We start from the raw sequence: 26143 nt of genomic DNA on the forward strand, positions 1-26143 counted from the left end.
CAGTGGCCGGGGCATGTTTCTGCAGATAGATAATGATTAACACTGTTTAGCGCCAATTGCGCCGGAGCGCAAGCTGAGGCCGAACACCAGCGTGGCGGAGAGGATCAGCGCGCCGCCGAACAGCATGGCGCTGCTGACGCCCTGCCAGTCCACCACCTCGCCGCCCAGCAGTGCGCCGGAGGCCAGTGCGATCTGGATGACGCACACCAGCAGCGCCTGGCCGGCTTCCGGCGCCTGCGGCACCGCGGCGAACATCCAGTTGGTGGCGCATACCGGCACGGCGCCGAACGCCAACCCCCAGACCAACACCATCAGCGTGGCGCCGGCGAGGCCGCTGAGCAGCGGCGAAACGATCAGAATACCCGCCAGCATGGCGGCGATCAGGATAAAGGTGGCGCGCAGGCTGTGTTCCGCCAGGCGCTCGCCGAGGAAGGTGCCCAGCAGGCCGATGGCGCCATAGGCCAGCAGCTGCAGCGAGATCGCCGATGGGCTGAGCACGAACACCTGTTGCAGCAGAGGGCGCAGATAGGTATAGGCGGCGAAGTGGCCGATGAACAGCAGCACGATGGCGATCAGGCCGATGCGCGCCATCGGCAGGCGCAGCGGCAGCACCAGATCGCGCGGCGTAACCGGCCGGGAAGGCGGTACCGACGTGAGTAAACGCAGCTGCGCCAACAGTACGCCGACCGCCAGCGCCGCACCGCCGAAGAAGGCGGCGCGCCAACCGAACAGATCGCCGATCAGCGCCCCCGCCGGCACGCCGCACACCGCGCCGACCGAGATGCCGCTGAGGATCAGCGCGGTGGCGCGGCCCTGGCTGGCTTCCGGCACCAGATGGCGGCCGTAGTTGGCGGCGAACGACCAGAAGCCGCCGACGCAGACGCCCAGCAGCACGCGGCCCAGCAGCATCATCGGGAAGTTGACGGCCAGCGCCGCCACCAGGTTGGACACCATCAGCAGCAACGACAGTCCCAGCATCAGCAGGCGTCTGTCCAGCCGGCCGGAAGCCAGGCTCAACACCGGTGCGGCCACCGCCGCCACGATGCCGGGCATGGTGACCATCAGCCCGGCGGTGCCGGTGCTGACGCCGAGCGAAGGGGCGATGTTGGTCAGCAGGCCGATCGGCAGAAACTCGGTGGTGACCATGACAAAACAGGCGACCGTCAGCGAGAAGATCGCCGGCCACGGGGATGATGCAGGTTTATCTTTATTATTCAGCATAATGCCGCTCGTCTTGGGTGAATGCGCAGGCCGCGCTCGGGGCGCGGTGTGACCGAAGTCACAATCTACGGCAGGCCGAAGCCGCGGATAAATCCGTTTGCGGTGGTTACACTGTTTCTGAGGGGAAACAATCGCCGGCGGCGAGTGAAAACGCGGCTTGCGCCGCGCTGCGGGGTAAGGAATAAAACGGCATAAGGTTATGACCGAATGCCGCTTGCGTTTAAAGCCCCGGCGCTTTCCACAGCGAGGTGGTCAGGCCGTTATCCACCAGCGTCAGCTGATCGGCGTAAACCTGCCGCCAGGTTTCTTTCTGTTCCTGATACAGCGCATGGTGGGTCATGTCGGGTTGATGCTCGCGCTCCCAGCGCACCAGGCGTTCGCCGGTTTCGGCCAGCGACTCGAACAGCCCGGCGCCGACGCCGGCGGCGATCGCGCAGCCCAGCGCGGTGGCTTCTTTCACCACCGGCACCCGCACCGTCAACCCGGTGACGTCGCTGAGGATCTGGCTCCACAGCTTGCCCTTGGCGCCGCCGCCGGCGAACACCAGCGAGCGCGCCTGCACGCCGGAGAAGGCGGCGATCTGCTCCAGGTTGCAGGCGGAGACGATGGCGGCGTTCTCCTCCAGCGCGCGGAACAGCGTCTGTTTATTGCAGCGCTCCGGGTCGATCGACATATTGATGAACGACGGCGCCGCGTGATACCAGGTTTTGAAATGCATGGCGTCGGAGAAAATCGGCATCACGCCGTAGGCGCCCGGCGGTACCCTGGCCGCCATCTCTTCCAGCAGGCTGTAGGCATCGACCCCCAGCCGCTCCGCCAGCAATTTTTCCTCCGCGCAGAAGGCGTCGCGGAACCAGCGCATGGTCAGGCCGGTAAAGAAGCTGATGGATTCCGCCTGCGCCATGCCGGGAATGACGTGGGGATTGATGCGGATGTTCATCTCCGGATCGATGGCCGGCTCCGGCAGGTTGACGATCTGCTGCCAGAAGGTGCCGCCGAGCACCGCCGTCTGCCCGGCGCGCACGATGCCAAGCCCCAGGCTGCCGAGCTGCACGTCGCCGCCGCCCATCACCACCGGGGTGCCGCGCAGCAGCCCGCTCTCCTGCGCCGCCTGTTCGGTGACGCGCCCCAGCACGCTGCCGGTCTCTTTCACCGGCGACAGAATATCGGCGCGCAGCCCGGCCATGTCGAGCAGCGCCGGCCGCCAGTCGCGGCTGGTCAGATCCAGCATGCCGGTGGTGCCGGCGTTGGAAGGATCGACCGCCAGCTCGCCGCTGAGCATGTTGGCCAGCCAGTCGCTGATCATGGTCAGCGTCGCCGCCTGGCGGTAGATGTCCGGCCGATGGTGCGCCAGCCACAGCAGACGCGGCATGGCACTCAGCGCCAGCGTCTGGCCGGAGTATTGATACACCTCGCGTTCGAAGCCGTGGTTATGCAACTCTTTCAGCTCGCTGACTTCGTGGCTGGCGCGCGCGTCGACGTTGGCGCAGGCCCAGATCGGCACGCCGTTGCGGTCGTACAGAACGATGCCTTCACGCATCGAGCAGCAGGCCACCGCGCGTATCGCCTGCGCCGTCAGCCCGGCGCGCTGCAAGGCCTGGCGAATGCACTGGCAGGCCAGCTGCCAGTTGCGGCTGAGGTCAAACTCCATCGAGCCGGGCACGCCCGGCACCGCCAGGTGTTGCCACTCCGCCTGGCCGTGCGCGATCTGATTGCCCGCCAGATCGAAGATCACCGCGCGAATACTGCCCGTTCCTGCGTCCAGCGCCATCAAGTAGTTATCCATAGCCTATGCTCTCAGGGGGAGGAGTGTTAACTATAGATGCCGCCGCCATACCCCGCCGGGGGAGGAGTGGGCGTCGCCGGTGCGATTTGTGAGCCAGGCGGCAAAATTGCCGTTGCGGCAGGGCAATCGACGGGAATAAACCTATGGTTGGAAAGCGCCATGCTACGGCGCGCCGTTCAAACAAGGAGCTGTCATGCACGTCACATTGGTTGAGATCAACGTTAAACAAGACAAAATAGACGAATTTATCGATGTTTTCCGCGCCAATCACCTGGGTGCAATCGAAGAGCCGGGCAACCTGCGCTTCGACGTGCTGCAGGACGAACAGATTCCGACGCGGTTTTACATCTACGAAGCCTATCGCGACGAGCAGGCGGTGGCGGCGCACAAGCAGACCCCGCACTACCTGCAGTGCGTGGAGAAGCTGGAAGCGCTGATGACCGGCCCGCGCAAGAAGACCACCTTTATCGGCCTGATGCCGGAATAATCGCCGGCGTTTGCCGGTGTCCATACGCCCGGTTTGGTTGTAACCTGCAAGCTAAAGCGATTTTCAATGGGATAAGCGGGGCGAGGATGACATTGCGCGATCGGCTGTTGGCGCTGTTGGTGGTGGTGATCTGGGGCGTGAATTTCGTCGTGATCAAGTTCGGTTTACAGGGCATGCCGCCGTTTCTGCTGGCCGGGATGCGTTTTTTGCTGGTGGCGTTGCCGGCGATCTTCTTTATCCCGCGCCCGACGATCCCGTGGAAATGGCTGCTGCTGTACGGCATGACCATGAGCTTCGCGCAGTTTGCCTTCCTGTTTGTCGCCATCAAGGTGGGCATGCCGGCGGGGCTGGCTTCGCTGGTGCTGCAGGCGCAGGTGTTCTTCACCCTGCTGTTGGGTGTCGTGCTGATGGGCGAAAAGCTGCGCGTCAACCATTTCGTCGGCATCGCTATCGCCAGCGGTGGCATGCTGGTGCTGGCGCAGGCCAGCCTGCATAAGCCGGGCAGCGGCGCGGTCCCCCTGGCGGGCCTGCTGCTGACGCTGGCGGCGGCGTTTTCCTGGGCGCTGGGCAACCTGACCAACAAGAAGATCCTGGCCGGTTTCCCGCAGCGCAACATTTTGTCGCTGGTGGTGTGGAGCGCGCCGATCCCGGTCGTGCCGTTCCTGGCCTGCAGCTGGCTGTTCGACGGCCCGCAGGCGGTGCTGAGCAGCCTGGGCCATGTGCAGGTCGGCACCTGGCTGGCGGTTGCCTACCTGGCGTTTGCCGCCACGCTGTTCGGTTATTCGGTGTGGGGCAGCCTGCTGGGGCGCTATGAAACCTGGCGCGTTGCGCCGCTGACGCTGCTGGTGCCGCTGGTCGGGCTGTTCGCCGCCTGGCTGCTGCTGGACGAAGCGCTGTCGCCGGCGCAGTTCGGCGGCGCATTGCTGGTGCTGGGCGGCATGGCGGTCAACACCTTCGGCCTGCCGCGCCGCCGGGCGGCGATCGCGCGTTAAACCGAACAGGGCAATTCTGTTCAATACCTTGTCGACGGCGGTCGGCATTCTGGCGCCTGTGAATACTTTCTCAGGTGACCATCATGAATATCTACCTTTCCATGGCCGCGTTTGCGCTGGCGGCCTCCATCACCCCCGGCCCGGTCAACATCGTCGCATTGAGCGCCGGGGCGCAATTCGGCTTTGGCGCGGCCCAGCGCCACGTGTTCGGCGCCACGCTGGGGTTTACCCTGTTGCTGGTGCTGTTGGGATTGGGCATGCACCAGCTGCTGATCCTGTGGCCGGCGCTGACCCGCTTGATTCAGTGGGCCGGCGTGGCTTTCCTGCTGTTTATGGCCTATCGGTTGGCGTTTGACGACGGCAGGTTGGGCAGCGGCGCGGCGCGGGCGCCTTCCTGCCGCTACGGCGCGCTGATGCAATGGCTGAACCCCAAGGCGTGGCTGGCGTCGGTGGCCAGCCTCGGCGCCTTTGTCGGCGACGGCGACATCCGGCTGCTGTGGCAGTTCGCCGGGCTCTACTTCGTGATTTGCTATGCCTCGGTGGCCTGCTGGGCCTATGTCGGCGCGATGCTGCGCGGCCTGCTCAGGCAGGCGCGCAACGTGCGGCGTTTCAACCGCGTAATGGCGCTGCTGTTGGCGGCCAGCGCCTGCTATCTGCTGGCGGAGGGTTTTTGATACTGCCCCGGCGTGGCGGCCAGCAGCTGCTTGAAGGTGCGCTGGAAGTGCGCCTGATCGGCAAAGCCGCTTTCGCTGGCGGCTGCGGCGATCGGCAGGCCGCTTTTCAACAGCCGATGGCCGTGCTGCACGCGGCGGTTAACCAGATAGGCGTGCGGCGTCATGCCGTAACGCTGGCGGAAGGCGCGGATCAGGTAAGAAGGGGACAGCGCGGCGGCGCGGCAAATGTCGTCCAGCGTCAGCGGCCGGGTGCAGTGCGCGTCAATAAACGCCGCCGCCGCTTCCAGTCGGGTATGCGGCGGTGTCTCCGGTTGGCGGGCATCGCCCAGCCCGAGCTGCAGGGCGCTGAAATACTCCACCATGGCGATCTGTTTTTCCAGCGCGCTGCACAGCGGATCCGTCAGCAGCGCATAAAGCCGGTTCAGGCCGTGGAACAGCACCGGATCGCGGCTCAGCGGCTGGCTGAACGGAACAAAACGGTCGCCGTCGCCGCCGAGCAGCTCCTGCTGCAGCGCGCCGAGCCAGGCGAGATCGAGATAGAACATGATGTACGACCAACGCCGATCGGCGATGGGGTTGCAGGCATGCGCCTGCTGCGGGTTGATGACAACCAAATCGCCGGCGCTGACCTGCATGCGCCGCTCGCCGTTGACATAGGTGCTGACGCCGCCGGTGATGGCGCCGATGGAAAAGAATTCGTGGCTGTGCAGGCTGTAGCACACCTGGCGGCCATCCGCGATGGCGCGGGCTTCGACGAACGGCAACTGCGGATCGCGCCAGAACTGCGGCGTTTTTTCACTCATACGCTTTCCTTTTCACTGCGGCGGCATCACAGTGTTATAGCCTGAAAGCGACGAGCGGGGGAATGGCGGATGATGATTTTTAACGTATTCGGCCGTCTGCTGGGCGTGAAGCGCATCGGGGACGAATGGCGGCTGTTCCGCGTGACGCTGCCGGAGCGCAAGTATGCCCCCAGCTACGATATCGTGCTGCCGGCCGACCTGCGCGAAGAGGAGATCGCCGGCTATCTGGGGGATATTTATCACGAGGCGGCGACGCTGCAGCGGCCGGAGGTGTTTCGCGTCGAATAGCGCGGCGCGTTACTCTTCCGCGTTGCGCGCCATCATGCGGCGTTGATGCTCCTCGCCGGCGGCCTGGATCTCTTCCAGCACCGAGCCGACGTCGGCGCGTTTCAGGGTTTCGCTGAACCGGCCGCTGAGGACGCTGTCCGGCGTCAGGTTGCCTTCCTGATACAGCGCCCAAATCTCTTTGGCGTATTGGCTATCGCGCAGCTCCGGCGCGAACTGGCCATAATATTCCGCCAGATTGCCGATATCGCGCTCGAACATGCTTTTGGCGTGGTTGTTGGCGGCGGCGTCCACCACCTGCGGTAGATCGATGATCACCGGCCCGTCTTTATCCATCAGCACGTTGAATTCCGACAGGTCGCCGTGGATCAGGCCGGCGCACAGCATGCGCACCGCGTAGTTCATCATCAGGGCGTGATCGGCGCGCGCCTGTTCCGGCGTCAGGATGACATCGCTCAGGCGCGGCGCCACCAGGCCTTCTTCGTCGGTGATCAGCTCCATCAGCAGCACGCCGTCCAGGCAGATATCCGGCTGCGGCACCCGCACCCCGGCCTTGGCCAGCAGATACAGCGCGTCCACTTCGGTGTTTTGCCAGGCTTCTTCCTGCTGCTGGCGGCCGAACTTGGAGCCTTTGCTCATGGCGCGCGCGTCGCGGCTGTTGCGCACCTTGCGCCCTTCCTGATAGTGAACGGCCTGCTTGAAGTTGCGCTTCTCGGCCTCTTTGTACACTTTGGCGCAGCGGATCTCATCGCCGCAGCGCACGATAAACACGTCGGCTTCTTTGCCGCTTTTCAACCGGCGGATGACGTCGTCGATTAATCCGTCATCAACCAGCGGCTGGAGTCGTTTTGGAATTTTCATGCAGCCTTGTACCCTATTTAGGCTCCGGTGTGAATGGCTTGCGCAGTTGATAGCGTAAGTTAGACCCGAAAGGCAAACATTAGTTTTGCCGCCGCTGCATCATTGCGCGGCGGCGGGCGCTTACAGGCTGGCGGCCGGCACCCAGACGCTGACGCTGCCGGCGTTGACCGGGAAATGGGCGCTGCCCTGGTCGTCGGTGGTGATTTCCTCCTGACGGTTGCCGAGGAAATCGCGCCAGGCGGTGTGCGCCAGATCGGCGCCCAGCGCGACCGTCTTGCCGCTTTCGCCGCCGTTGGTCAGCACCACCACGCAGCCGGGGGCCTCGGCGGTGCCGGCGCGGCTGAAGGCCACGCAGTGGCTGTCGTCGAAGTAGTCGGTTTGCGGGCCGTTGGCGAAACGCTGGCGGGCGGCGATCAGCTTCTCCAGCTCCGGGATCGCCGGCATATCAATCTGGTACTCGCCGCCGTCGCGCCCCTTGTCGCGGTAGCTGGCGCCATACAGGTCGGGATAAAACACGCAGGGCACGCCCTGTTCGCGCAGCAGGATCAGCGCGTAGGCCAGCGGTTTGAACCAGGGTTCCACCGGCGCTTCCAGCGACTGCAGCGGCTGGGTGTCGTGGTTGGCGACCAGCGTCACCGCGTGGGCCGGATCGGCGGCGGTCAGGGTATCGGTGAAGATTTGCGCCATGTCGAAGCCGTCGCCCTGTTTCGACGCCTGATGAAACTTCAGGTGCAGCGCCACGTCGAACAGCATCACCTTGCCGTCCACCAACTCGATGTATTGTTGCAGCGCGTTCAGATCGTGCGACCAGTATTCGGCAACGATCAGCAGGTCGCGCTGCGCGCTGTCGCGCACGTGATCCGCCCACTCTTTGAAGAACCAGGCGGGAATGTGTTTGGCGGCGTCCAGGCGGAAGCCGTCGCACGGCAGGCTTTCCAACAGCCAGCGCGCCCAGTATTTGAGCTCCTCCGTCACGGCGGTATTGCGGAACTCCACGTCGGCGCCCATCAGATAGTCGTAGTTGCCCTTTTCGTCGTCGACCTGATCGTTCCAGCCGTCGTCGCCATAGTCGTTGGCGATTTTGAACACCCCTTTGTCGTCCGGCTGCTCAACGTAGTCGACGCCGCTGAAGCATTTGTAATCCCAGATAAACTCGGAATGCACGCCCTGGCGGCCGGGGAAGGTGAAGCGGGTGTAGGCCAGCGCGTCGAAGCCCTGGTCGTCGATGTCGTTGCGGTTGTTGGCGTCCACCTTGAACACGTGTACCTGTTCTTTCTCGTCCGCGCCGAGCTTGTGGTTGAACACCACGTCGTAGAGCACCCCCACGCCGTGTTCGCGCAGCGTATTGGCGGCGTGTTCGAGCGCCGCCTTGTCGCCGTATTTGGTGGCCACGCTGCCTTTCTGGTCAAACTCGCCGAGATCGAACAGATCGTAAGTATCGTAGCCGACGGAGTAGCCGCCGGAAGCGCCCTTGCAGGCGGGCGGCAGCCACAGATCGGTGATGCCCAGTTCGGCGAGGTGCGGCGCGCGCTCGGCGGCCTCCTGCCACAGTTTGCCGCCGTCGGGGTAGTACCAGTGGAAGAATTGCAGCAGGGTGGTTTTTTTCGTCATGAGCCAGCGTCCCGGTTAGCCAGAAGGAGAGGAGCAGTTGCCGTTAAAGCATGGGCTACTTTTGGCAAAAGGGACAAGTTTGGCATAGGCGGCCCGAGAAGGCCGCCCGAGAGACGGCTTAACGTTGGCTGGCGTAATGAGGTGAGCGTGGGCCATAAAGAATGGCGCCGTTCTGACCTGTCGCCGATAGCAGGCGGGTGTTGGCGATGGCGCCAACATCAAATCCTTTGTCGCTGATGGTATCGGCGATTTGCGAAATCGCGGCGCTGATCACCATGCCCAGCAGGCCACCGGAGTTGTTGTTGCCTTCGTTGCTGGATGCGGTGGCGGTGCCGGCCCACAGCTGTTTGCCGTTGCGCAGATCGACCAGGCGAGCGGCTACGGTAACGCGGGTTTCGCTGCTGATCACCATGTAGCTGGTGCCGTATTGCGTGACATCCAGGTACAGCACGGTGTCGGCGCCGAAAATCTGGTGCAGTTTTTTCGGACTGACGGCGCGGATGTCGTTGGCGTTGGTTAGGCCGTTTTGCAGGAAGGTTTCCTCCACTACAGCGACCGGCAACACATAGTAACCGGCCTCGGCCAGCGGCAAGGTGGCGCTGGCGAGCACGCTGTGGCTGGCTTTGACGTCCGGCGACTGGTTAACCGGCGGCAAGACCAGGATCGACTTCGGCTTGCTCTCATGGAACGCCGCATAGTCATAAGGCGTCTGCTTGGCACAGCCGCTTAGCAACAGGGTGGCGGCAACGGCGAGGAAAGTGAGTACACGTTTCATTTAAAGCTCCCTTTATCCCTGGCCATCAGGAAATTCATAAACGGCGCCGACTCCGGGAACAGCGTTTTTTCCGTGTTGAATTCATTCATGGCTTGTCCGTCGTTGCCGATTTTGCTGTACAGCAGCCCCAGCTGCGCATGCAGACCTGGCGGTACGGCTTTATCCTTGGCGCGGGATTTCTCGACGATCTCTTTCAGCGTGGCGATCTGCTGCTCAGGGCTTTGCCCCTCCTGCTGGTAGTATTGATAGAGAGAAGTCTGGTAGCCATCCCAATTGTAAAGCGTTTTCGGCGCGGCGCAGCCGGCCAGCAGGGTCGCTGCAAACAGCGCCCCGCCCATTTTTTTAGTTATCATCTTTCTGCTTCTATTCCGTTAGTTAGCAGGGCGCCATGCGCCGTTTTCGATACCGGTGACCAGGTTATTGACGGCTTCACGCACGGCCAGATCCAGCACCTTGCCGTTGAGGGTGGAGTCGTAGCTGGCGGTGCCCCCGAAACCGATGATTTCGCGATTGGACAGTTCGTATTCACCGGCACCCTGAGCGGAATAGACGACTTCTGAGGTCTGTACGTTTACGACGTTCAGATTGACTTTGGCGTAAGCGACCTGTGATTTACCACGGCCCAAAATCCCCCACAGCTGATGATCGCCGACTTCTTTACGGCCGAATTCGGTGACATCGCCGGTAATCACATAGTTGGCGCCTTTCAGCGTTTGCGCCTTCCCTTTAATGCCGGCTTCAGTTTTCAACTCTTCCATGTTGGCGCGATCCAGCACGTTGAAACGGCCAGTCTGCTGCAAATGCGTGATCAGGATAGTCTTGGACTGATTGCCCAGCCGATCGACGCCATCGGAGAAGATGCCGTTCATGTAGCTGGATCGGTTGTCGAATTTGCCGACGGCGATAGGGCTGCGTGGGCCCTGATAAGTGGTGTTGTAGGAAGCCACTTTCGGCACTTCCAAAGAGCGGGAGGATTCGGTCGCGCAGCCCGCCAGCAAAGTGACGGAAAGGGCAACGGAACAGACGGCGAGTGATTTTTTCATTGGCATGCGATCTCTCCATGAGCATAAAACAGCGCGGGAGCAACCCGCGCCCGACGTTGACATAACTAACGTTGCCGCCGTTATGGAAACGCCGCGATCCTGCCATGAATATGTAACAAATTACAACAAGATATCGGCATTAATGTCGTTATTAACATTGTTGTAACCTATTGGAATGCAATGAATTAGTATCGATTTTCTCTTGTCATCACAGCGTTTTCCACGATTGTGCATTTTTTGTCTGGGTTATTGTCTTTTTAATCGCAAACATATGGCCATTAATCCTGAAATATTTTAACTAATCAGTTTGTTGTATTGAGTAATGTTACGTTTTGCATCAACTCCTGTGTTATGCCGGGGTTCATGGCGGCTTGATGATCCGTTAAGGTAGTGAAAATTAGGTAACACTATCAACCAAGTGTCATTTTTCATCGGTAGCTAATCGGGGATATCAATTGTGAACATCAGGGATTTCAGAGCATTGGCGCGTAGTTTGGTCAGAGAGTTCGGCATGTTGAACAAGCAGAGCAACGGCTCGCGCTTTTCGCCGCTGCAGATCCATCTGATGATCGAAGTCAGCGAGCAGCCGCTGGGCGTCACCGAGCTGGCGGCCCGGCTTTGCATCGACAAGGCCAGCGCCAGCCGGGCGCTGCGCAGCCTGGTGGCCGCCGGCGTGATAGAAACGGTGGATCATCCGGATGACAGGCGGCACAACCTGCATCGGCTGAGTAAAAAGGGCGGCAAGGCGCTGGCCGGCATCGAGAGCGACGCCGACGGTTTTATGCAGGCGGCGCTGGCGCAGTTGGACGACGATGAGCTGGCGAGCACCACGGCGGCGATGAAAAAGATGACCGCGGCGCTGCGCAGCGCGCGCAAACAGCGCGACGCCAACCTGCGGGTGCGGCCGATCGCCGCGCGCGACGATGCGGCGATGGCGGCGATCATTCGCGACGTGTTTCGCGAGTACGGCATGGACAAGATGGAAGGGGTCAGCCTGCACGATCCGGATCTCGATCGGCTGACCGGCCTGTATCGCGACAACGGCGGCCACTACTGGGTGCTGGAGCGGGACGGGCAGGTGGTGGGGGGCGTCGGCATGGCGCCGCTGGCGGGCGAAGAGCCCGGCTATTGCGAGCTGCAGAAACTGTTCTTCAAGCCCGGCGCGCGCGGGCTGGGCATGGCGCGCTATATGGTGGTGCAGGCGCTGAAGGCGGCGCGGGCGGCGGGGTATCGCTACTGCTACCTGGAAACCACCGAACAGTTGAAAGAGGCGACCGGGCTGTACTACGCGCTGGGGTTCACCCTGTTGACGGAACGGCGCGGCAACACCGGCCATCACGGCTGCAACGTGTGCATGCTGAAAAATCTGCAGAACGACGATATGTGAGCGGTTTCAAGGTTAGCGCCCGCGCCTTGTGCCACCCTGTTAACCGTTTGATAACAATCACAACGTTTTATCAGGGAGGAAACTATGTTGGGGGATCCGATGGCGCTGTCCGCGCTGGTCACGCTGGTGGTCATCGCGCTATGGGCCAGCGCCCGCTTACCGGAGTATCTGGTCGCGCTGCTGTTCTTCGCGGCGGTGATGGTGTTGCAGCTGGCGCCCGCCGCAGTGACCTTTTCCGGTTTCGCGTCTTCCGCATTCTGGCTGGTGCTCAGCGGTTTCGTGCTGGGCACCGCCATCCGCAGCACCGGCTTGGCGGATCGCCTGGCCAACCGACTCTTGCCGCACCTGGCCAGCTCCTGGCCGCGCCTGGTGGGCGGCGTGGTGGCGATAAGCTACGCGCTGGCGTTTGTCATGCCTTCCAACATGGGGCGCATTACGCTGCTGATGCCGATCGTCATGGCGTTGGCCGATCGCGCCGGTCTGGCGGAGGGCTCGCGCGGCCGCATCGGTTTGGCGCTGGCGGTGGGGTTCGGCACCTTCCAGCTTTCCGCCAGCATCCTGCCGGCCAATGTGCCCAACCTGGTGATGAGCGGCGCGGCGGAAAGCGCCTACGGCAGCCACTTTGCTTATCTCTCTTACCTGCTGTTGCACGCCCCGGTGCTCGGGGTTGCCAAAGGCGCGCTGCTGACGCTGTGCATCTGCGGCCTGTTCCGTGCGCGGCCGCAGCCGGTGGCGGCCGAGGCGGCGCAAACCCCGCTCAGCGCCGCCGAATGGCGGCTGATCGCGCTGTTGGGCGCCACGGTGTTGCTGTGGATGACCGACAGCTGGCACGGCATCGCTCCCGCCTGGATCGGGTTGGCGGCGGCCTGCTTGTGCCTGTTGCCGCGTATCGGGTTTCTCAACGGCGAGCAGTTCGCCGCCGGGGTTAACGTGCGCACCTGCATTTACGTGGCGGGGATCCTGGGGCTGACCGCGCTGGTCAGCCACTCGGGGCTTGGCGATCGGCTGGGCGGTGCGCTGCTGGCGATGATGCCGGATCTGCACGGCAAACCGTTCACCGCGTTCGGTTCGTTGGTGGGGATCACCGCGTTGCTGAATTTCGTGGTGACAGCCAACGGCGTGCCGGCGCTGTTTACCCCGCTGGCGCAGGCGCTGTCCGCGGGCAGCGGCTTGCCGCTGCTGACGGTGCTGATGACCCAGGTGATCGGTTATGCCACGCCGCTGCTGCCGTATCAGGCCTCGCCGATCGTGGTGGCGATGGGGATGGGCAAAGTGCCGGCGCGTGAAGGACTGAAGCTGTGCCTGCTGTTGGCCGCGCTCAGCTTCGTACTGCTGGTGCCGTTGGATTATCTGTGGTTCAGGCTGCTGGGGTGGATCCCGTAAACAGCCCCGCGCCGCCGGCAAAACAATCTTCGTCCAGCGTCAGGGTGGCGATTTTATGCACCGGTCCGCGCATGCTGACCTGAAAATCGCCGCTGAAGGCGATCTGCAGTTCGCCGCCAGGCATCCGCACGCTAACCCGATCGCCGACTCGTCCCAACTTGCGCATCACGCTGGCGGCGGCGCAGCTGCTGCTGCCGGAGGCGAGGGTAAAACCGGCGCCGCGCTCCCAGATGCCGATGCGCAGCGTCTGGCGATCGACCACTTCCACCAGTTGTACATTGGTGCGTTTCGGGAACAGCGGATGGCGTTCAATCTGCGGTCCGAGCCGATGCACCTGCGCCAGATCCAGTTTCTCCACCGGCACGACGCAGTGCGGGTTGCCCATCGACACCAGCGAAACGCTTAACGTCTCCTCCCTCAGGGGCAGGGGATAGTTCAGCGCCTCCGGCAGATCGATCAAGGCCGGCAGCGCCGCCGGGCTGAAATTGGCGCGCCCCATCTCCACGGTTATCTGATGCGCGTCTTCCGCCACTTGGCAACGCACGTCGCCGCCGGCGGTGTGCACCAGAAACGGCTGATGCCCCACGCGCTCGCTGTCGAACAGATATCGCGCGTAGATACGCAGGCCGTTGCCGCTTTTCTCCGCTTCGGAGCCGTCCGGGTTGATGATGCGCAGGGTGGGATTGACGGCGTCGCCGCTGTCGATCAGCAGGCCGTCGGAACCGATGCCGTAATGCGGGTGGCACAGCAGGCGGATCTGTTCCTGGCTCAGACGATCGGCGACCGAACGGTGGCATACCAGGTAGTCGTTGCCCAGGCCGTGATATTTGTGAAACAGCAGGGGGGTCATGTCGTTGCTCGGCTCAGCAAAAAAAGGTTGCTACAGCTTACAACAGAACGTTGGCGTCAAAACAAACAAAAGGCGGCCTGAGCCGCCCTTTTGCACGATTACCTATCTGGCAATTAATTGTAGATGATCGCGGTACCGTGCAGTTTGTTGTCGCCGGTGGTGGCGATGATCTGGAAGGATTTGGCGCCGGCCGCGTCGGCTTTGGCCGCCAGTTTGTTTTCCAGGCTGCTCAGGTCGGAAGCACCGCTGACGGTAACGACGCCGGTTTTTTGCAGATCGGCCGGTTGAGCGTTGACCAGTTCGGCGGCGAAGCTGCCGAAGGAGACGGAGGCCAGTGCGATGGCGGCGATGGTCATTTTCAGGTTTTTCATGGTCTTATTTCCTATCTATGTTCTTTACGATGTTTGTTTTGTAAGGTCGTTAAATTAATTAACGATCGATAATTTAATGTTAGATGCCGGTTTGACGGATTGCAAGTATTTTTTTAATGTTCGTTAATTAATTTTTTTGATGCCCTGGCGTCGGGAGCAGAATTTCTCGCGATCCGCTGGTTTAATGTCTTGTTATTGATAGATTTCTGCGGTTCCATGCAGCTGGTTGTTACCACCGGCGCCGATGATGCGGAAGGATTTGGCACCCGCCTGATCGGCTTTGGCGGCCAGGCTGCTTTCCAGCGAGGTCAGATCGGACGCGCCGCTGACGGTGATGACGCCCACTTTCTGCTGGTCTGCCGGTTGGTTCTGGACTAAATCGGCGGCGAAGCTGCCGAAGGAAACGCTGGCCAGAGTGAGAGCTGCTAAGGTTAATTTTAAGTTTTTCATAATGTTAATTCCTTTCCGATAACGGTGAATAGAGGGTTTTAATCCGCTTCGCTAAATTATCTTAACGATCGATAACTAAATGCTAATCGGTTCTCGACGAAGGCGCAATATTTTTTTATAATGATCGTTAATTTATTTGTGCTAACCCTGCCGTGGAGCGGGATAGGAGAGGAGCGATGAGCATCAATGAAGAGGTTTGCGGCAAGAAAAGCCGCGGCAGACCGAAACAATTTGATCGCGACCGGGCGCTGGAAAGCGCGCTCGATCTGTTCTGGCGGCACGGTTATGAAGCCACCTCGCTGGCCGATCTGGTGGAAGTGACCGGCGCCAAGGCGCCGACGCTGTATGCGGAATTCGGCAACAAGGAAGGAATGTTCCGCGCGGCGGTGGAACGCTATCTGCAAAAATATACCACCTGCACCAACCAACTGTTGGAGCAGGATCTGCCGGTGGCCGAGATCGTCGAGGCCTATGTGCGCTCTTCCGTTGAAGTGTTTACCGACCCCGATACGCCGTCAGGCTGCTTTATGGTGTGCGCCTCGGCCGCGCTGTCGTCTGCGTCCGACGACGTCGCCCAGATGCTGCGCAGGAAACATCATGCGCAGGAAGCGGCGCTGAAGGCCTGCTTCGATCGCAAGGTGCAGCAGGGCGAACTGCTGGCGAAAACCGACACCACGCTGCTGGCGAAATACGTGATTTGCACCATTGAAGGCATGTCGGTGCAGGCGCGCGAAGGGGCAAGCCGGAGCGATCTGCTGCGGTTGCTGGAGGCGTTGATGCTGGTGTGGCCGCGGCTCAGCCAGATTGGCAATAAGGTGTAACAACCGGCCCGGCTTTTACCGGGCCGTGTAACCCATTACTGATTGACCGGGATCACCGCGCCCTGGTATTTCTCGCGGATAAAGTCCTGAATCGGTTTGGAGTGCAGCACCTTCACCAGCGCCACGATCTCCGGTTTGTTCACGTCGGCCTGGTGCACGGTGATGATGTTGGCGTACGGGTTGTTTTCGCCGCTTTCGACCGCGATCGGATCTTTGGTCGGGTTCAGCCCGGCGTCGATGGCGTAGTTGGCGTTGATCACCACCGCGTCGCCTTCGTCGTTGTTGTACATCTGCGGCAGCAGCGCGCCCTCAACGTTGGCCTGGAATTTCAGGTGTTTCGGGTTTTCCACCACGTCGCTGATGCGCGTGTCCACCTTGCTTACCCCCGGCTTCAGCTTGATCACGCCTTCCCGCTCAAAAATAGACAGGATGCGGCCTTCTTCCGCCACCGCGTCGCGCATGATGATTTTGCCGTTTTCCGGCAGATCTTTCAGGCTCTTGTACTTCTTCGAGTAGATGCCGATAGGCTCAATATGGATCGCGCCGGCGCTGACGAAGTCGTAGCTCTTGTCGTCGGCGTGGTCTTTCAGCACCGAGTTCAGGTAAGGCACGTGCTGGAAGTAGTTGGCGTCGATGTCGCGGCTGGCCAAGGCGGTGTTCGGCAGGATGTAGTCCTGGAAGCGCTTGATCTGCAGATCGATGCCTTCCTTCGCCAGTATCGGCTTGGCCTGTTCGAGGATCTCGGCGTGCGGCACGTTGGAGGCGCCGACCACCAGCTTGGTCGCCGCGGCGGCGCCAAAAGAGGCGAGGGTGGCGACGGAGGCGAAAGCCAACATCAGTAGGTGCTTTTTCATCATCGTTTTCCTTGGTTAATTAACGTTTATCGAGCGTTCTTGTCAGGGTGTCGCCGATGAACTGAATGACGAAAACGATCAGCAGAATCGTCAGCGTCGCCACCAGCGTCACATCACTGTGGTTGCGTTGGAACCCTTCCAGATAGGCCAGGTTGCCCAGGCCGCCGGCGCCGATCACCCCGGCCATCGCGGTGTAGCTCACCAGCGCGATCAGGGTGACGGTGATGCCGGAAACCAGCGCCGGCGAGCTCTCCGGCAGCAATACGCGGAAAATCAGGGTGCGGTTTTTGGCGCCCATCGAGCGCGCCGCTTCGATCACCCCTTTGTCGACCTCGCGCAGCGCGATCTCCACCAGCCGGGCGTAGAACGGCGCCGCGCCGACGATCAGCGCCGGCAGGGCCGCATCCGCGCCGAGAATGGTGCCGATCAGCGACTTGGTAAACGGGATCAGCAGCACGATCAGAATGATGAACGGAATGGAGCGGAAGACGTTGACCAACACGGAGATCAGCGAGTAGACCGCCCGGTTCTGCCACAGCTGGCCTTTCGAGGTTAAAAACAGCAGCACGCCGAGCACGATGCCCAGCACCAGCGTGGCCAAACCGGCGATGCCGGTCATGTACAGCGTTTCCCAGGTGGCGTCCCACAGTTGATCCAGACGCAGGTGGGGGAACAGGGACTCAATCATGTTGGATAACCTCGACGGCGATATCTCTTTCGTGCAGCAGGCTGAGCATGTCGGCGACTTGTTGTTCGTTGCCTTCGGCGTGGATGTACAGTTCGCCGAACGAACCGTTGAGGGTGTGGCTGATCTTGCCGTGCAGAATGTTGATGGTCAGGGCGTAGCGCCGGATCACTTCAGAGATCACCGCCTGATGGGTTTGCACGCCCACGAAGGTCAGCTTGAAAATCGCCCCCGGCAGATGGGCGGTGAGCAGCGGGTTGAAGCTCTCTTCGGTATCCGCATACTGCGACACCTGTTTGACGAACTGCCGGGTGATCGGTTGCTGTGGCCGGGTGAACACGTCGAGCACCGGGCCTTCTTCGACGATGCGGCCGTTTTCCATCACCGCCACGCGGTGGCAGATTTTGCGCACCACGTGCATCTCGTGGGTGATCAGCACGATGGTCAATTTCAACTGGCGGTTGATGTCCAGCAGCAGGTCGAGAATGGCGTCGGTGGTCTGCGGGTCGAGCGCCGAGGTGGCCTCGTCGCACAGCAGCACGCTCGGGTTATTGGCCAGCGCGCGGGCGATGCCGACGCGCTGTTTCTGGCCGCCGCTGAGCTGCGAAGGATAGGCGTCTTCGCGTCCCAGCAGACCGACCAGCGCGATCAGTTCCGCCACGCGCGGCGCAATCTGCGCCTTGGGCACGCCGGCGATCTGCATGGAAAAAGCGATGTTTTGGCTGACGGTGCGCGACCACAGCAGGTTGAAGTGCTGAAACACCATGCTGATTTTCAGGCGCGCCTGGCGCAGATGGCTGCCTTTGGCGCGGGCGATATCGAAGCCGCCTACGTCAATGCGGCCGCTGGTGGGCGTTTCCAGGCCGTTAAGCAGGCGGATGAGCGTACTTTTGCCGGCGCCGCTGTAGCCGATGATGCCGTAAATTTGCCCGGCCTCTACCGCCAGACTGACGTTGTCTACCGCCACGACGCGGCCCTGTGTGCTGTCAAAAGTTTTGCAAACGTTCGAAAGAACGATCATAGCGAAGCGGATCCTTATCGATACATCACAGCATTCCGTCCAGAGCGCGGTGCGCCGGACAGGGATCGTTCGGCTTTTCGGCGGGCACAACCCGGCGGGGAGTGGCGGACGGAACCTCTGTTGCGGGTGAATACCGGGCAATCCTACCGAGGGTTTATAGTGACAGGAAGAATGTAAATTCTATTACTTATTCTGATTTGATATATAAAACGGCGGGTGAAACAGGGGGGGAGAAAACCGGCCGCAGGGCGGCCGGCGGGAGGGCTAGCGTTTGTCCAGCTTCATGTGCAGCAGCGGGAACGGGTTGCCCTGGCCGTCGAGCGGCGAGCGGCCGGTGATGACAAACCCGTAGTGGCGATAGAAACCGCTGGCCTGCGGATTTTGCTCGTTCACGTCCAGCTGCAGCTCATCGTGCAGCGTTTCCGCGTGGGTCAGCAGCGCTTTGCCCACCCCTTTGCCGCGCTGATCGGCGTCGATAAACAGCATCTCCACCTTGTTGCCGTTCAGGCCGATAAAGCCGCAGGGGTGCCCCGGCCGCTCTTCGGCCACCCAGACGTTAACCGCCGGCAGGTAGTCGTTCAGCACCAGCGGGAACAGCTGCGCGATGTTGTCTTCGGTTAAAAAATGGTGAGTGGCGCGCACCGAACGCAGCCAGATATCTGCCAATTGCGCGTTGTCTTCCGCCGCGCGTGCTCTGATGGTAATCATCGAACTCTCTGCTATCTAAGTTGGAGGAAAAAAACTAGATAGAGGTTTTGTGGGGTTAGTGCCGAATTAACGTGGGTTAACGCCCTGCAAAGCGCCTCTGCAGTGGATCGAATAGGCCCGCCTTTCTGCCGGCGGTATAATAAATGTAATTCAGTAAGTTAATGCTTTCAACCGCCGCAGGGCGCAATGGGGCGCCCGCCGCGTGATACACTGGCCGCTGAATGAGCGAGAGGGCAGCAGGATGGAAGCGGTACGCGCAGCGATAGAAAAACAGGTGCTCAGCCTGACCGGGCTGGCGCTCGGCGGCGTCGATTTTGAGAACCCGCCGGGCGATCCGGGCTTGTTCGGCCCGCAGTCGGTCATCTGGCAGGTACACCGCGATTTCACCCCGATGCTGTGCGGCGGCGTCAGCGCCTTGCTGCTGCAGATGCTGCACCCGCTGGCGCTGGCCGGGGTGTGGGATCACTCCAACTTCCGCGACGATATGATTGGCCGCCTGCGCCGCACCAGCCAGTTCGTGTCGGTCACCACCTTCGGCCCGACCGCCGAGGCGGAGCGGCTGATCGCCAAAGTCAAAGCCATCCATCTGCGGGTGACCGGCGTCGGCAGCGACGGCACGTCTTATGCCGCCAGCGAACCGGCGCTGCTGACCTGGGTGCACGTCGCGGAGAGCAGCCGTTTTCTGGCCAGCCACCTGCGCTACCGCAACCCCCATCTTTCCCGCGATTTGCAGGATCAATACTACCGCGAAGCGGCGCGCGTGGCCGCCGCGCTGGGGGCGACCGCAATTCCTCAGTCCTGCGCGGAGGTCGAAGAGTACCTGCAGGCGATGCGGCCGCAGCTGATCTGCGATGAACGCACGCAAGAGGTGGCGCGCATTCTGCTGAAGGCGCCGGCACCGAGCGCATTGGCGCGCCCGCTTGGCGGGGTGGTGATGCAGGCGGGCATCGATCTGTTGCCCGATTGGGCGCAGCGGCAGTTCGGTTTTCATCCGGGCGCGCTGCGGCGGAGGCTGGTGCGAACGGGCGCCGCAGGCCTCGGCAAGGTGCTGGGCGCGTCGATGCGCAACGGCTCCTATCAGCGCGCGGTGCGGCGCATCACTCAGCCGTCATGAGCCACAGCCGCTATAATTAGTCTTTGTTTATCTTCGTTTACGGCCGCTTTTGAGACTTTTACGGGTGATCCGGCCAGTAATGCGTTTTACACTTGGGGGCAAAACCACATTCCATTTTTAGCGCGCAGCCGATTCTGCCGCGCCCTGACCCTATTGAGGTGATATGAACGAGTCATACGTACTTGCTGAAGTCAGCAATGAGAACCAGACGCTGGTTGCGGTGGTTCAGCAAGGGAGCAGGGCAGCCTATTTTTATATCTATCCCGCCGAAGCCTACAGCGATCGCTATCAGGTGCGCGCCTGCTGGCTGCGCAACCTGGCCGCCGCGCCGCTGCAGGAAGATCGCGCCGCGCTGGAACAAGGGCAGCCGCCGATGCTGGCGGCGGAGTATTGCCGCAACCTGGAAGGCGAAGCGCCGCTGAACCCGGAAGGGCTGATGGTGGTGTGGAGCGAAAGCGACGACGGCGCGGCCCTGTGGTATTACGGCCAACTGCTGGCGGTGATCCCCGGCTGGAGCCTGTATATCGACCATTCGGTGTGCTATTCCGCCAGCTGCATCAAGGAGAGCCCGCTGGCCTATCCGCTCGGCTCGGCCTCGACCAACACCCAGTATGCGCAGGCGGAGAGCACCCGCCAGTTCTGGCGCAGCTGGCAGCGTGAAGAGGGCAACCCGTGGCCGAAGATGCAGCGCGATTTTCAGGCGCGCTATGAGTCGCATTTCGGCCCTTCGGTGAAGTACTACGCCATCGATCAGGGCAAGTGGCCGCCGATGGCCATCACCCAGCACGAGCGCGACGGCATCTATTACTTCCTCACCATGGGGGTCAGCATCCGGCCGATGCCGTGGGTGGAGATCCTGTTCAACGACGAGGCTTCGCGCTATCGCCGCATGGAGATGGCGATCGCCATCGACAGCCAATACATGACCGAAGACAACGCGGTGCAGATGGCCAGCGCGCTGGCCGGTTTCGCGCATGCGCCGTGGGCGCGGCTGACCTGGATCGGCGAAGGGCATACGCTGGAGTCGGACGTGGCGCCGCTGGGCTACGAAGGCTATATTTTATCGTCGTCCTTCTACCCGCATAACGCGCACCTGACTCTGCCGCAGCAGTACGGCGATCCGGTGAACCTGTTCTGGGCCAGCCCGGTGTTTACCGCCGAGCGGCAGCTGGCGCACGCCACGCCGAACGGCGGGCACGATCTGGTGCACAGGTTGCGGGAGCAGGGCGTCGACCATATTTTCCGCCCGCGCCAGCCGGTGTGCTGACGCCACTTATCTTCTCTTCGGGAGCCGCCATGACCAGCGCGCTGTTGATTATCGATGTGCAGGAAGGATTGTTTACGCCGCCGCCGGCGGATGCCGCGGGCACCGTTGCGCGCATCAATCAGCTGAGCGAGCGCGCCCGCCGGGCGGGCGTGCCGGTTGTCGTGATTCAGCACCATACGCCGGACGACGAGCTGCCGCACGGCAGCGCCGCCTGGCAAGTGCTCGCGGCGCTGAAGGTGGCGCCGGGCGATCATCGGGTGGATAAAACCACGCCGGACTCGTTCCTGCGCACTTCGCTCGGCGCGTTACTGATTGCCAACGGCGTATCGCAGCTGGTGGTTTGCGGCTATTCCACGCCGTTTTGCATCGATACCACGGTGCGCAGCGCGGCGGCGCACGGTTATCCGGTGACGCTGGCGGCGGATGCGCATACCTGCCACGACAAACCCTATGCCGACGGTCTGCTGATCCGCACCCACCATAACGAGACGCTGTCGAATATCGAAAGCTTCGGCGTGCCGATCCGCGCCGTGCCCGCGGCGGACATCGTGTTCTGAGAACAGAAAAACGGGGGCCTCAGCCCCCGTTCGTTATTTCAGGCCCGCCCGCCGCGCCGCCACCTTGGCCAGCGCCGCCCAGTCCAGATCCGCATCCCCCTGCGCCATCGCGTCGAGGAAGTTGTCTTTCAGCACCCCGGCGAACGGCATCGGCGTATGGCTGTCGGCGCCGGCGGCCAGCGCCAGCCCGACGTCCTTCAGCCCCAGCGCCAGCCGGAACCCGGCGGGGGAATACTTCTCGGCGGCGATCAGCGCGCCATAGCCCTGATAGGCCGGGGCGGCGAAGACGGTGCCGCCCAGCATCTGCAGGTAGTCGGCGCCGGACACGCCGTAGTTGCGCACCAGCGCGCTGCCTTCCGCCATCGCTTCAATGGCGCTGGCCAGCGTAAAGTTGGTGGCGATTTTGACCACGTAGGCCTGCGCCGGATCGGCGCCGAAGTGCCAGGTTTTCTGGCCGAGGGCATCGAACAGCGGCTGCGCTTGCTTCAGCCGCTCGCTATCGCCGGCCGCCAGAATATTCAGCTTGCCGGCGGCGGCCACGTCGACCCGCCCCAGCACCGGCGCGGCGAGATAGCCGATGCCGTGTTCCGCATGCAGCGCCGTCAAACGCTTGGCGAGTTCGACCGAGATGGTCGCCATATTGATATGCAGCGCGCCCGGTTTCATCCGTTGCAGCAACCCGCTGTCGACCACCACCTGTTGCGTGGCGGCATCGTCTGCCAGCATGGTGATCAGCACGTCGGCATCGGCCAGCTGTTCCGGCCGTTCTGCCTGCTGCGCGCCGGCGCTCACCAGCGGCTGCGCCGCCTGCGGCGAGCGGTTCCATACCGTTAAGGTGAAGCCCGCCTGCAACAGGTTGGCCGCCATGGCGCTGCCCATCCCACCCAGTCCGGCAAATCCGATCTTCATCATGCGCTCCTTTTTCAGGTTGAAGGTTTTACCCTAGCGCGCCAGGGCAGGAACGCAAATGCCGGAGTGTAACGCCGTCTTACGCGCTATTGACGCGTTGCCGCTGCGGGTATACCTTGATGCCATGAATATATCGATGCACTCCACCCACAATCAGTCATGGTGGCGCCTCTTCTGAGGCGGCACGAGTATTCACATCTCTTATTAATGCCGCCGGTTTGGCGGCATTATTTTTTGTGGCGTTGATCCGGCGGTCCAAGGACTTCAGGAGCACTGTCATGAGCTACACCATTCTTACCGGCGATCGCGCCACCGGCCCACTGCATTTAGGCCACTTCGTCGGCTCGCTGCGCCAGCGCGTGGAACTGCAGCACCAGCATAACCAAACGGTGATGGTGGCGGATCTGCAAGGTCTGACCGACAACGGTAACAACCCGCAAAAAATCAGCGCCAACGTGCTCAACGTGGTGGCCGACTATCTGGCGGTGGGCATCGATCCGCATAAGACCACGATCTGCCTGCAGTCGGCGCTGCCGGCGTTGGCCGAGCTGACGATGTACTACCTTAATCTGGTCAGCGTGGCGCGGCTGGAGCGCAACCCGACGGTGAAAAACGAAATCGCCGAGAAGGATTTCGCCCGCAGTTTGCCGGCCGGTTTTTTGATCTATCCGGTCAGCCAGGCGGCGGACATCACCGCCTTTGGCGCCACCCACGTGCCGGTCGGTGAGGATCAGCTGCCGATGCTGGAGCAAACTAATGAGATCGTGCGGCGTTTCAACCACATCGTCGGCCAACCGATATTAACGGAGTGCCAGCCGCTGTTGAGCAACGTCGGGCGTCTGCCGGGGCTGGACGGGCAGGGCAAGATGTCGAAATCGCGCGGCAACGCCATCCAGCTTGGCGCCGGCGCCGACGAGGTGCACAAGGCGGTGATGAGCATGTTCACCGACCCCGGCCATCTCAACGTCAGCGATCCCGGCCGGGTGGAGGGCAACATGGTGTTCACCTACCTGGACGCCTTCTGCGAAGACGCCGCGCTGGTGGCGGATCTGAAGGCGCACTATCGGCGCGGCGGGTTGGGGGACGTGAAAATCAAACGGCTGCTGGAGGATTGCCTGCAGAGCCTGCTCGAGCCGATCCGCACCCGCCGCGCCGAATTCATCGCCGATAAAGGCGAGCTGACGCGCATCCTGCAGCACGGCACCCGCCGCGCGCATCAGGTCAGCCAGCAGACGCTGCAACAGGTCAAGACGGCGCTGGGGCTGGACTTCTTCACCCTGGCGTGAGGCGAACGCCGGGGCGGCACGCGTCACGCTCCGGCCATAAAACCATCATCCCACTGTCATAAACTTATCCGTTAATAGGTGCCCATAATGATTAGCCACTGAAACCAGAGAAATCATATGGCTCAGGCACTGTTAAAATTGGCACAGCACGACTTTCCAGGGCAGCACGCCGCCGCATCCCGCAAAGTATTGTCGGTAAAGGGACTCGGCAAGGCCTACAAAGCGCAGCAGCGCGTGCTGGATGACATCAATTTCGATCTGCACGCCGGCGAATTCGTGGCGGTGATCGGCCGCTCCGGCGCGGGCAAGTCCACGCTGCTGCACACCCTGAACGGCACCATTCCTTCCAGCTGCGGCGAGATGCTGCACTTCGAAGACGACGGCATCGCGCAGGATATCGCCCAGCTGGCCGGCCGCCAGATGCGCCAGTGGCGCGCGCGCTGCGGCATGATCTTCCAGGACTTCTGCCTGGTGCCGCGGCTGGACGTGATGACCAACGTGCTGCTGGGCCGTCTGAGCCACACTTCCACTCTGAAATCCTTCTTCAAACTGTTCGATGATACCGACCGCGCTCGCGCCATCGAGCTGTTGCAGTGGCTCAACATGCTGCCGCACGCGCTGCAGCGCGCCGAGCACCTCTCCGGCGGCCAGATGCAGCGCGTCGCCATCTGCCGCGCGCTGATGCAAAACCCGCAAATCCTGCTGGCCGATGAACCGGTGGCGTCGCTCGATCCGAAAAACACCCGCCGCATCATGGACGCGCTGCAGAAAATCAGCGAAGACGGCATCGCGGTGATGGTGAACCTGCACTCGGTCGAACTGGTGAAAGAGTATTGCTCGCGGGTGATCGGCATCGCCCACGGGAAGATCGTGTTTGACGGGCATCCTTCGCAACTGAACGAACGGATCCTGCACCAGCTGTATGGCGAAGAAGCCAATCAGATCCATTGAAGCACTTTTGACCTTTACCCTTTACACACAAGGCACACCTGATGAAAAAAGTATTGAGTCTGACCACCCTGATGGCCGGCGCGATGATGGTATTTAATGCTGCCGCAGCGGATGCGCCGAAAGAGCTGAACCTGGGCATTCTCGGCGGCCAGAACGCCACCCAGCAGATCGGCGATAACCAGTGCGTGAAGCAGTTCCTGGACAAAGAGCTGAACGTCGATACCAAGCTGCGCAACTCGTCCGACTATTCCGGCGTGATCCAGGGCCTGCTGGGCGGCAAGATTGACCTGGTGCTGAGCATGTCGCCGTCGTCGTTCGCTTCGGTCTACATCAAGGATCCGAAAGCGGTGGACATCGTCGGCATCGCGGTCGACGACGTCGACCAGTCGCGCGGCTACCACTCGGTGGTGGTGGTGAAGGCCGGCAGCCCGTACCAGAAACTGGAAGACCTGAAAGGCAAGGCCATCGGCTTCGCCGATCCGGATTCCACCTCCGGCTTCCTGATCCCGAACCAGGCGTTTAAAAAGCTGTTCGGCGGCACGGTCGACAACAAATACAACAACACCTTCTCCAGCGTCACCTTCTCCGGCGGCCACGAGCAGGACATTCTCGGCGTGTTGAACGGCCAGTTCGAAGGCGCGGTGACCTGGGCGTCGATGATCGGCGACTACAACACCGGCTACACCAGCGGCGCGTTCACCCGCATGATCCGCATGGATCACCCTGACCTGATGAAACAGATCCGCATCATCTGGCAGTCGCCGCTGATCCCGAACGGCCCGATCCTGGTGAGCAACTCGCTGCCGGCCGACTTCAAGGCCAAAGTGGTCACCGCGATCAAGAAGCTGGATAAAGACGATCACCAGTGCTTTATCAAAGCGATGGGCGGCAAACAGCACATCGGCGACACCACCCTGGCGGAATACCAGAACATCATCGATATGAAGCGCGAGCTGACCAAAGGCGACCGTTAATTCCCGGCTGCCTCGGC

Annotated in this window: 29 protein-coding genes; 13 read left to right on the plus strand and 16 right to left on the minus strand. The window is 61.8% G+C overall.

What is annotated here, in order from left to right:
• Window positions 1-36 precede the first annotated feature (36 nt).
• Entirely contained in the window at window positions 37-1221 is a 1185-nt protein-coding gene (locus SSARUM_RS06560) for an MFS transporter (RefSeq protein WP_033637566.1), read from the minus strand.
• A gap of 220 nt (window positions 1222-1441) precedes the next feature.
• Window positions 1442-3007: an autoinducer-2 kinase gene (lsrK, locus tag SSARUM_RS06565; RefSeq protein ID WP_033637567.1), complete on the minus strand. Its 1566-nt coding sequence runs from the start codon at window positions 3005-3007 to the stop codon at window positions 1442-1444.
• Window positions 3008-3200: 193 nt separating this feature from the next.
• On the opposite strand from lsrK, the gene lsrG reads away from it, so the two are divergent.
• From lsrG to SSARUM_RS06580, 3 genes are all read left to right on the plus strand, one after another.
• A complete protein-coding gene (lsrG, locus tag SSARUM_RS06570) occupies window positions 3201-3494 on the plus strand; it encodes a (4S)-4-hydroxy-5-phosphonooxypentane-2,3-dione isomerase (RefSeq protein WP_004939559.1) in 294 nt (97 codons plus the stop codon).
• 86 nt (window positions 3495-3580) lie between these two features.
• Window positions 3581-4486: an EamA family transporter gene (locus SSARUM_RS06575; protein ID WP_033647025.1), complete on the plus strand. Its 906-nt coding sequence runs from the start codon at window positions 3581-3583 to the stop codon at window positions 4484-4486.
• A gap of 83 nt (window positions 4487-4569) precedes the next feature.
• The gene (locus tag SSARUM_RS06580; RefSeq protein ID WP_033647484.1) at window positions 4570-5160 is read left to right on the plus strand and encodes a LysE family translocator; all 591 of its coding nucleotides are present in this window, start codon (window positions 4570-4572) and stop codon (window positions 5158-5160) included.
• On the opposite strand, the gene SSARUM_RS06585 is transcribed toward SSARUM_RS06580, so the two are convergent.
• The gene (locus tag SSARUM_RS06585; RefSeq protein ID WP_033647023.1) at window positions 5136-5963 is read right to left on the minus strand and encodes an AraC family transcriptional regulator; all 828 of its coding nucleotides are present in this window, start codon (window positions 5961-5963) and stop codon (window positions 5136-5138) included. The two genes, SSARUM_RS06580 and SSARUM_RS06585, sit on opposite strands and share 25 nt — an antisense overlap.
• A 69-nt stretch (window positions 5964-6032) precedes the next feature.
• On the opposite strand from SSARUM_RS06585, the gene SSARUM_RS06590 reads away from it, so the two are divergent.
• Window positions 6033-6251 carry a DUF7661 family protein gene (locus SSARUM_RS06590; RefSeq protein WP_033647021.1) on the plus strand — a complete coding sequence of 73 codons (219 nt, stop codon included), beginning with the start codon at window positions 6033-6035 and terminating at the stop codon, window positions 6249-6251.
• A gap of 9 nt (window positions 6252-6260) precedes the next feature.
• On the opposite strand, the gene SSARUM_RS06595 is transcribed toward SSARUM_RS06590, so the two are convergent.
• The 5 genes from SSARUM_RS06595 to SSARUM_RS06615 form a co-directional block, all read right to left on the minus strand.
• Window positions 6261-7109, minus strand: coding sequence for a PA4780 family RIO1-like protein kinase (locus SSARUM_RS06595; RefSeq protein WP_060425522.1), 849 nt, complete (start codon window positions 7107-7109; stop codon window positions 6261-6263).
• Between the two features lie 120 nt (window positions 7110-7229).
• Entirely contained in the window at window positions 7230-8720 is a 1491-nt protein-coding gene (gene amyA, locus SSARUM_RS06600; RefSeq protein WP_060429725.1) for an alpha-amylase, read from the minus strand.
• Window positions 8721-8838: 118 nt separating this feature from the next.
• The gene (locus tag SSARUM_RS06605) at window positions 8839-9495 is read right to left on the minus strand and encodes a DUF799 domain-containing protein (protein WP_033647017.1); all 657 of its coding nucleotides are present in this window, start codon (window positions 9493-9495) and stop codon (window positions 8839-8841) included.
• Window positions 9492-9848 carry a DUF4810 domain-containing protein gene (locus tag SSARUM_RS06610; RefSeq protein WP_033637573.1) on the minus strand — a complete coding sequence of 119 codons (357 nt, stop codon included), beginning with the start codon at window positions 9846-9848 and terminating at the stop codon, window positions 9492-9494. Before SSARUM_RS06610 ends, SSARUM_RS06605 begins: the two co-directional genes overlap by 4 nt.
• Window positions 9849-9866: 18 nt before the next feature.
• Complete coding sequence (locus tag SSARUM_RS06615; protein ID WP_033647014.1) at window positions 9867-10538, minus strand: CsgG/HfaB family protein; 672 nt, start codon at window positions 10536-10538, stop codon at window positions 9867-9869.
• A 481-nt stretch (window positions 10539-11019) separates the two neighbouring features.
• On the opposite strand from SSARUM_RS06615, the gene SSARUM_RS06620 reads away from it, so the two are divergent.
• On the plus strand, window positions 11020-11925 hold the full coding sequence (locus SSARUM_RS06620) for a bifunctional helix-turn-helix transcriptional regulator/GNAT family N-acetyltransferase (RefSeq protein WP_080430342.1): 906 nt from the start codon (window positions 11020-11022) through the stop codon (window positions 11923-11925).
• 84 nt (window positions 11926-12009) lie between these two features.
• Window positions 12010-13308 carry an SLC13 family permease gene (locus SSARUM_RS06625; protein WP_060429728.1) on the plus strand — a complete coding sequence of 433 codons (1299 nt, stop codon included), beginning with the start codon at window positions 12010-12012 and terminating at the stop codon, window positions 13306-13308.
• Here SSARUM_RS06625 and dapF read toward each other — a convergent pair.
• From dapF to bhsA (SSARUM_RS06640), 3 genes are all read right to left on the minus strand, one after another.
• Window positions 13283-14158: a diaminopimelate epimerase gene (dapF, locus tag SSARUM_RS06630; protein WP_033647009.1), complete on the minus strand. Its 876-nt coding sequence runs from the start codon at window positions 14156-14158 to the stop codon at window positions 13283-13285. The two genes, SSARUM_RS06625 and dapF, sit on opposite strands and share 26 nt — an antisense overlap.
• A gap of 113 nt (window positions 14159-14271) precedes the next feature.
• The gene (gene bhsA / locus SSARUM_RS06635) at window positions 14272-14529 is read right to left on the minus strand and encodes a multiple stress resistance protein BhsA (protein ID WP_033637577.1); all 258 of its coding nucleotides are present in this window, start codon (window positions 14527-14529) and stop codon (window positions 14272-14274) included.
• A 192-nt stretch (window positions 14530-14721) separates the two neighbouring features.
• Window positions 14722-14979, minus strand: a complete 258-nt coding sequence (bhsA, locus tag SSARUM_RS06640) for a multiple stress resistance protein BhsA (protein ID WP_033637578.1) — start codon at window positions 14977-14979, stop codon at window positions 14722-14724.
• Window positions 14980-15155: 176 nt separating this feature from the next.
• Here bhsA (SSARUM_RS06640) and SSARUM_RS06645 point away from each other — a divergent pair, with 176 nt between their 5' ends.
• A complete protein-coding gene (locus SSARUM_RS06645; RefSeq protein WP_033637579.1) occupies window positions 15156-15800 on the plus strand; it encodes a TetR/AcrR family transcriptional regulator in 645 nt (214 codons plus the stop codon).
• Between the two features lie 35 nt (window positions 15801-15835).
• On the opposite strand, the gene SSARUM_RS06650 is transcribed toward SSARUM_RS06645, so the two are convergent.
• The 4 genes from SSARUM_RS06650 to SSARUM_RS06665 all read right to left on the minus strand — a co-directional run bounded on the left by SSARUM_RS06650 (window position 15836) and on the right by SSARUM_RS06665 (window position 19068).
• The gene (locus tag SSARUM_RS06650; protein WP_060429730.1) at window positions 15836-16654 is read right to left on the minus strand and encodes a MetQ/NlpA family ABC transporter substrate-binding protein; all 819 of its coding nucleotides are present in this window, start codon (window positions 16652-16654) and stop codon (window positions 15836-15838) included.
• A 19-nt stretch (window positions 16655-16673) separates the two neighbouring features.
• Entirely contained in the window at window positions 16674-17342 is a 669-nt protein-coding gene (locus SSARUM_RS06655; protein WP_033637581.1) for a methionine ABC transporter permease, read from the minus strand.
• Complete coding sequence (locus tag SSARUM_RS06660) at window positions 17335-18360, minus strand: methionine ABC transporter ATP-binding protein (RefSeq protein WP_049233819.1); 1026 nt, start codon at window positions 18358-18360, stop codon at window positions 17335-17337. Before SSARUM_RS06660 ends, SSARUM_RS06655 begins: the two co-directional genes overlap by 8 nt.
• Window positions 18361-18624: 264 nt before the next feature.
• Window positions 18625-19068: an acetyltransferase gene (locus SSARUM_RS06665; RefSeq protein WP_015377088.1), complete on the minus strand. Its 444-nt coding sequence runs from the start codon at window positions 19066-19068 to the stop codon at window positions 18625-18627.
• 241 nt (window positions 19069-19309) lie between these two features.
• On the opposite strand from SSARUM_RS06665, the gene SSARUM_RS06670 reads away from it, so the two are divergent.
• From SSARUM_RS06670 to SSARUM_RS06680, 3 genes are all read left to right on the plus strand, one after another.
• Window positions 19310-20182 carry an oxygenase MpaB family protein gene (locus SSARUM_RS06670; RefSeq protein ID WP_060429732.1) on the plus strand — a complete coding sequence of 291 codons (873 nt, stop codon included), beginning with the start codon at window positions 19310-19312 and terminating at the stop codon, window positions 20180-20182.
• Window positions 20183-20345: 163 nt separating this feature from the next.
• Window positions 20346-21449 carry a suppressor of fused domain protein gene (locus tag SSARUM_RS06675; protein WP_060428977.1) on the plus strand — a complete coding sequence of 368 codons (1104 nt, stop codon included), beginning with the start codon at window positions 20346-20348 and terminating at the stop codon, window positions 21447-21449.
• A 29-nt stretch (window positions 21450-21478) separates the two neighbouring features.
• Entirely contained in the window at window positions 21479-22006 is a 528-nt protein-coding gene (locus SSARUM_RS06680) for a cysteine hydrolase family protein (protein ID WP_033653449.1), read from the plus strand.
• 33 nt (window positions 22007-22039) lie between these two features.
• Here SSARUM_RS06680 and SSARUM_RS06685 read toward each other — a convergent pair whose 3' ends face one another.
• Window positions 22040-22915 (minus strand): NAD(P)-dependent oxidoreductase, encoded by an 876-nt coding sequence (locus SSARUM_RS06685; protein ID WP_060429735.1) that lies wholly within the window; start codon window positions 22913-22915, stop codon window positions 22040-22042.
• Between the two features lie 278 nt (window positions 22916-23193).
• Between SSARUM_RS06685 and trpS the strand changes: the two genes are divergently transcribed.
• From trpS to phnD, 3 genes are all read left to right on the plus strand, one after another.
• A complete protein-coding gene (trpS, locus tag SSARUM_RS06690) occupies window positions 23194-24201 on the plus strand; it encodes a tryptophan--tRNA ligase (protein ID WP_046686640.1) in 1008 nt (335 codons plus the stop codon).
• A gap of 117 nt (window positions 24202-24318) precedes the next feature.
• Entirely contained in the window at window positions 24319-25152 is an 834-nt protein-coding gene (gene phnC / locus SSARUM_RS06695) for a phosphonate ABC transporter ATP-binding protein (protein ID WP_060426471.1), read from the plus strand.
• Between the two features lie 41 nt (window positions 25153-25193).
• Window positions 25194-26126: a phosphonate ABC transporter substrate-binding protein gene (gene phnD, locus SSARUM_RS06700; protein ID WP_019454696.1), complete on the plus strand. Its 933-nt coding sequence runs from the start codon at window positions 25194-25196 to the stop codon at window positions 26124-26126.
• Window positions 26127-26143 lie beyond the last annotated feature (17 nt).

Origin of the sequence: Serratia sarumanii (assembly GCF_029962605.1) — a bacterium.
GTDB lineage: Bacteria > Pseudomonadota > Gammaproteobacteria > Enterobacterales > Enterobacteriaceae > Serratia > Serratia sarumanii.

What these genes read in the sequence shown, in the direction of transcription:
- SSARUM_RS06560 (WP_033637566.1), bottom strand. Translation starts at nt 1,221, where the DNA reads ATGCTGAATAATAAAGATAAACCTGCATCATCCCCGTGGCCGGCGATC.
- lsrK (WP_033637567.1), bottom strand. Translation starts at nt 3,007, where the DNA reads ATGGATAACTACTTGATGGCGCTGGACGCAGGAACGGGCAGTATTCGC.
- lsrG (WP_004939559.1), top strand. Translation starts at nt 3,201, where the DNA reads ATGCACGTCACATTGGTTGAGATCAACGTTAAACAAGACAAAATAGAC.
- SSARUM_RS06575 (WP_033647025.1), top strand. Translation starts at nt 3,581, where the DNA reads ATGACATTGCGCGATCGGCTGTTGGCGCTGTTGGTGGTGGTGATCTGG.
- SSARUM_RS06580 (WP_033647484.1), top strand. Translation starts at nt 4,570, where the DNA reads ATGAATATCTACCTTTCCATGGCCGCGTTTGCGCTGGCGGCCTCCATC.
- SSARUM_RS06585 (WP_033647023.1), bottom strand. Translation starts at nt 5,963, where the DNA reads ATGAGTGAAAAAACGCCGCAGTTCTGGCGCGATCCGCAGTTGCCGTTC.
- SSARUM_RS06590 (WP_033647021.1), top strand. Translation starts at nt 6,033, where the DNA reads ATGATGATTTTTAACGTATTCGGCCGTCTGCTGGGCGTGAAGCGCATC.
- SSARUM_RS06595 (WP_060425522.1), bottom strand. Translation starts at nt 7,109, where the DNA reads ATGAAAATTCCAAAACGACTCCAGCCGCTGGTTGATGACGGATTAATC.
- amyA (WP_060429725.1), bottom strand. Translation starts at nt 8,720, where the DNA reads ATGACGAAAAAAACCACCCTGCTGCAATTCTTCCACTGGTACTACCCC.
- SSARUM_RS06605 (WP_033647017.1), bottom strand. Translation starts at nt 9,495, where the DNA reads ATGAAACGTGTACTCACTTTCCTCGCCGTTGCCGCCACCCTGTTGCTA.
- SSARUM_RS06610 (WP_033637573.1), bottom strand. Translation starts at nt 9,848, where the DNA reads ATGATAACTAAAAAAATGGGCGGGGCGCTGTTTGCAGCGACCCTGCTG.
- SSARUM_RS06615 (WP_033647014.1), bottom strand. Translation starts at nt 10,538, where the DNA reads ATGAAAAAATCACTCGCCGTCTGTTCCGTTGCCCTTTCCGTCACTTTG.
- SSARUM_RS06625 (WP_060429728.1), top strand. Translation starts at nt 12,010, where the DNA reads ATGTTGGGGGATCCGATGGCGCTGTCCGCGCTGGTCACGCTGGTGGTC.
- dapF (WP_033647009.1), bottom strand. Translation starts at nt 14,158, where the DNA reads ATGACCCCCCTGCTGTTTCACAAATATCACGGCCTGGGCAACGACTAC.
- bhsA (WP_033637577.1), bottom strand. Translation starts at nt 14,529, where the DNA reads ATGAAAAACCTGAAAATGACCATCGCCGCCATCGCACTGGCCTCCGTC.
- bhsA (WP_033637578.1), bottom strand. Translation starts at nt 14,979, where the DNA reads ATGAAAAACTTAAAATTAACCTTAGCAGCTCTCACTCTGGCCAGCGTT.
- SSARUM_RS06645 (WP_033637579.1), top strand. Translation starts at nt 15,156, where the DNA reads ATGAGCATCAATGAAGAGGTTTGCGGCAAGAAAAGCCGCGGCAGACCG.
- SSARUM_RS06650 (WP_060429730.1), bottom strand. Translation starts at nt 16,654, where the DNA reads ATGAAAAAGCACCTACTGATGTTGGCTTTCGCCTCCGTCGCCACCCTC.
- SSARUM_RS06655 (WP_033637581.1), bottom strand. Translation starts at nt 17,342, where the DNA reads ATGATTGAGTCCCTGTTCCCCCACCTGCGTCTGGATCAACTGTGGGAC.
- SSARUM_RS06660 (WP_049233819.1), bottom strand. Translation starts at nt 18,360, where the DNA reads ATGATCGTTCTTTCGAACGTTTGCAAAACTTTTGACAGCACACAGGGC.
- SSARUM_RS06665 (WP_015377088.1), bottom strand. Translation starts at nt 19,068, where the DNA reads ATGATTACCATCAGAGCACGCGCGGCGGAAGACAACGCGCAATTGGCA.
- SSARUM_RS06670 (WP_060429732.1), top strand. Translation starts at nt 19,310, where the DNA reads ATGGAAGCGGTACGCGCAGCGATAGAAAAACAGGTGCTCAGCCTGACC.
- SSARUM_RS06675 (WP_060428977.1), top strand. Translation starts at nt 20,346, where the DNA reads ATGAACGAGTCATACGTACTTGCTGAAGTCAGCAATGAGAACCAGACG.
- SSARUM_RS06680 (WP_033653449.1), top strand. Translation starts at nt 21,479, where the DNA reads ATGACCAGCGCGCTGTTGATTATCGATGTGCAGGAAGGATTGTTTACG.
- SSARUM_RS06685 (WP_060429735.1), bottom strand. Translation starts at nt 22,915, where the DNA reads ATGAAGATCGGATTTGCCGGACTGGGTGGGATGGGCAGCGCCATGGCG.
- trpS (WP_046686640.1), top strand. Translation starts at nt 23,194, where the DNA reads ATGAGCTACACCATTCTTACCGGCGATCGCGCCACCGGCCCACTGCAT.
- phnC (WP_060426471.1), top strand. Translation starts at nt 24,319, where the DNA reads ATGGCTCAGGCACTGTTAAAATTGGCACAGCACGACTTTCCAGGGCAG.
- phnD (WP_019454696.1), top strand. Translation starts at nt 25,194, where the DNA reads ATGAAAAAAGTATTGAGTCTGACCACCCTGATGGCCGGCGCGATGATG.